3 protein-coding genes are annotated in these 3,612 nt (G+C 64.1%); 2 read left to right on the top strand and 1 reads right to left on the bottom strand.

The features are described from left to right. Together A6V37_RS37555 and A6V37_RS37550 are read left to right on the top strand one after the other, a co-directional pair. Positions 1-747, top strand: a 747-nt coding sequence (locus A6V37_RS37555; protein ID WP_064286908.1) for a hypothetical protein, incomplete at its 5' end; no start/stop codon positions are given. Positions 748-771: 24 nt separating this feature from the next. Further along, entirely contained in the window at positions 772-1,260 is a 489-nt protein-coding gene (locus A6V37_RS37550) for a metallophosphoesterase family protein (RefSeq protein WP_064270016.1), read from the top strand. A gap of 129 nt (positions 1,261-1,389) precedes the next feature. Here A6V37_RS37550 and proP read toward each other — a convergent pair whose 3' ends face one another. Next, positions 1,390-2,892, bottom strand: a complete 1,503-nt coding sequence (proP, locus tag A6V37_RS37545; protein WP_242665874.1) for a glycine betaine/L-proline transporter ProP — start codon at positions 2,890-2,892, stop codon at positions 1,390-1,392. Between the last annotated feature and the right edge of the window lie 720 nt (positions 2,893-3,612).

The raw sequence follows: 3,612 nt of genomic DNA, 5'->3' as shown, positions 1-3,612 counted from the left end.
GTGGCGGGGTGGCTGGCCGGCCTGCCGGTCGTCTCCGGGCCGATCGTCTTGCTGCTCGCGCTCGAGCGCGGTCCGGCGTTTGCGGCGCAGGCATCGGCGGCGTCGTTTGCGGCGATTGCCGCGTCGGAAGCCTTCAATTTTGCGTATGCGTGGACCTGCCGGCGCGGTGCGTGGCCGCTCGCGCTGGCCGTCGGCATGGCCGGATGGGTGGGTGCGGCGCTGTTGCTCGCGTATCTGCCGGGCGGTCTCGCGTGGGCCGTGGCGGCGGCTTGCCTCGCCGTGCTGGTGTCGCAAAGCGGCCTGCCGCGCGTGGCGGGCCACGTGCCGGCGACGCGCCTCGGCCTCGGCGATCTTGCCGTGCGCATGCTCGCCGGTGCGCTGCTGACGGTCGCGGTCACCACCTTGTCCGCCTCGATGGGCGCCACCTGGAGTGGCCTGTTCTCGGTGTTTCCGTTGCTCGGCATCGTGCTCGCAGTGTCGGCGCAACGTGCGCACGGCGCGGACTTCGTGGCCTTGCTGGTGCGCGGCATGGTGATCGGCCGGGCTTCGTTCGCCGCCTTCTTCGCCGTGACCGCGACGATGCTGCCGCGCTACGGCGTATGCCTGAGTTTCGCGTGCGCGGCGGTGGTTTCGGTCGCGGTGCATGGCGCGACTAAACGCATGCTTCGGGCGAAGCGGCCCGCGCCGGGTGTGACAGGTGTGCCAGGTGCATCCTGTGCGGCTGCCGGGCAGCCGCAGGCGGATTGAGGCCGTTTGGCCGATACTCGGATCATGACCGCGCGTACACCACGTTCTCCCGCCTCCCGTATCGGACTGATCTCCGATACGCACAATCTCGTGCGTCCGGAAGCCTTGCAGTATCTCGCCGGTTGCGACGCGATCGTGCATGCGGGCGACATCTGCAATCAGGCCGTGCTCGAAGCGCTCGCGCGGATCGCGCCGGTCACGGCCGTGCGCGGCAACAACGATACCGGCGAGTGGGCCGCGTCGCTGCCTTTGCAGGCCAGATTGACCGTGCAGCAGGTGACGATTCTGGTCGTACACGATATTGCCGATGTGGGCGCCGATCCGCGCAGCGAAGGCATCGGCGTGGTGGTGACCGGTCACTCCCACAAACCTTTGATTAACGAGCGCGACGGCGTGCTGTTCGTCAACCCGGGCAGCGCCGGGCCGCGACGTTTCAAGCTGCCGATTTCCGCTGGCATATTGATGGTTGAAGGCGCACGGGCAAGCGCGCGCTTCGATTCGTTAGTGCCATGAAAGAACGGGCCGGCAGATTGATCTGCCGGCCCGTTCTTTTTCGCGACTTGCGGTTGACTCGCGGGTGACTTACGCGCGGCTCGAGGACAACTCAGGCCACGCGCCAGGTAAAGCAATCAGGCAAAGCGATCAGGCACGCGCCGTCGCCGCCGCCGCATAACCTTCATCCATTTCCTCGGCCTCACGCTCGCCGCGCAGCACCGCATGCGCTTCCGCACGCGTCGCCACGCACGGGCCAGAGCCGAGCAGCGGTTTGCGGGCGGTTTCGCGCAGTGCGATCACCGAGACGATACCGATCAGCGAGGCGCCCATCAGGTAGTACGCGGGCATCATCAGATTGCCGGTGCTCTCCACCAGCCATGCGGTGACGAGCGGCGTCGTGCCGCCGAACAGCGACACCGAAATATTGAAGCCGATGGCGAGCGCGCCGTAGCGGATCTTGGTCGGAAACAGCGCCGGCAGCGCCGACGGCATCACGCCGGTGAAGCACGACAGCAGCACGCCGAGAATCATCAGGCCGCCGAACACCGGCAGCACCGTGCCCATGCGGATCAGCAGCAGGGCGGGAATCGACAGCACGAGCAGACCCACGCAGCCGAACAGCATGACCGGCTTGCGGCCGATCGTGTCGGACAGACGGCCGGCGGCGAGCGTCATCGGCATCATCAGCACCATCACGAGCAGCACGAGGAACAGGCCGTGCGTTTCGTTGAAGTGCAGCGTGGCGGACAGATAGCTCGGCAGATACGAGAGCGCCATGTAATCGGTCACGTTGAAGATCAGCACGAGGCCGACGCACAGCAGCAGCGGTTTCCATTGCTGCGCGAGCAACTGGCGGAACGACTGCTTCGGCGTGGCTTTGTCTTCGGCTTCGCGTTGCTCGGCCTGTTTCTTGAACGCAGGCGTTTCTTCCAGTTTCATGCGGATGTACAGACCCACCAGACCCAGCGGACCGGCGATCAGGAACGGCACACGCCAGCCCCAGGACAGCAGCGCTTCATTCGATAGCGTCGCGGTCAGCACGGCCACCGTCCCCGCGCCGAGCACATAGCCGATCAGCGTGCCGAACTCGAGGAAGCTGCCCATGAAGCCACGGCGCTTGTCGGTCGAAAACTCGGCGATAAAGGTCGCGGCGCCGCCGTATTCGCCGCCGGTCGAGAAGCCTTGCACCAGACGCGCCACCAGCAGCAGCATCGGCGCGAATATGCCGATCGTCGCGTAGCTCGGAATCAGGCCGATCGCGAACGTGCCGACCGCCATCATGATCATGGTCATGGCCAGCACGCGTTGACGGCCGATGCGGTCGCCCAGCGGGCCGAACACCATGCCGCCCACAGGGCGCACGAGGAACGCCGCGGCGAACGTGCCGAAGGTGGCGATCAGCTGCGCGGACGGACTCGACGACGGGAAGAACACTTTGCCGAGCGTGACGGCAATGTAGCTGTACACGCCGAAATCGAACCATTCCATCGCGTTACCGAGCGCCATGGCGCCGACGGCCCGCTTGAGGAGAGATTTGTCGACGACGGTGATGTCGTCGAGAGAAAGGCGTTGTTCTTCTTTGTTGTGTCGCCAGAAGCCGTTGCTGGAAGCGGTCAAGGTAAAAACTCCAATGACTGCGACGAAACTCATGATGCGCATGAACGTTCCGCCACGGTTGCTGGAAGTGCCGTTTCGCGAGCAAGGCGATAGCGTCTCCCTCGCCCTGAGGGGCGAAAGAGCGGGGCGCGATGGAAAACAGAACGCCCGTGCCTCGCGAGCCATGTCGCGAAAAAACACTCGTCTAGATTGTGCTGACTGTTGCACCTGCGTGGCCGTGGAAGGGGGGCAGATGCATGAGGACGCTCAGGTGGCTGGAAGCCGGCCCACGCGCCGCTGAAAGGCTTGAAACGAAAAAGGCCGGTGCTTCATTCGCCGCTCATGAACTGCAACACAAACTGCAATGAGACGGAGAAACGACCGACAAGCCTTCTTGTATAAAAACAGTTCGATTCGGGATGGCGCACGCACGCTGGTACGTACGATGGACCAGATTGAAAAGAACGCGAATGAAGGTGAATTACTGTTGGAACGATGCACATGATAGCACGATAACAGAGGATCGTGCAAACCCGGCGTCCGACGGGGAGCTTGGCGGTGCCCCTCAATCCCTTGCGGGGCGGGGGATTGAGCGGATCCGGGCGGTGTGAAAAAGAGGCTTAAAAACGGCCTGTAATGTACCGTTTGGAATCGGGTAGGGTGAGGGGTCACCCCCTCAGCCCTCCCACACCACCGTACGTGCGGTTCCGCATACGGCGGTTCATCAAGAACGCTGGAGGCGTTGCTGGGTGTCCAGCATCGAAACAAGCCCCT

It is taken from the genome of Paraburkholderia ginsengiterrae, assembly GCF_001645125.1.
GTDB lineage: Bacteria > Pseudomonadota > Gammaproteobacteria > Burkholderiales > Burkholderiaceae > Paraburkholderia > Paraburkholderia ginsengiterrae.
This window is presented reverse-complemented; position numbering and strand designations above follow the sequence as displayed.

Excerpts from the sequence above, each read along its gene's own strand:
- A6V37_RS37550 (WP_064270016.1), top strand. The coding sequence starts at position 772 with ATGACCGCGCGTACACCACGTTCTCCCGCCTCCCGTATCGGACTGATC.
- proP (WP_242665874.1), bottom strand. The coding sequence starts at position 2,892 with ATGAGTTTCGTCGCAGTCATTGGAGTTTTTACCTTGACCGCTTCCAGC.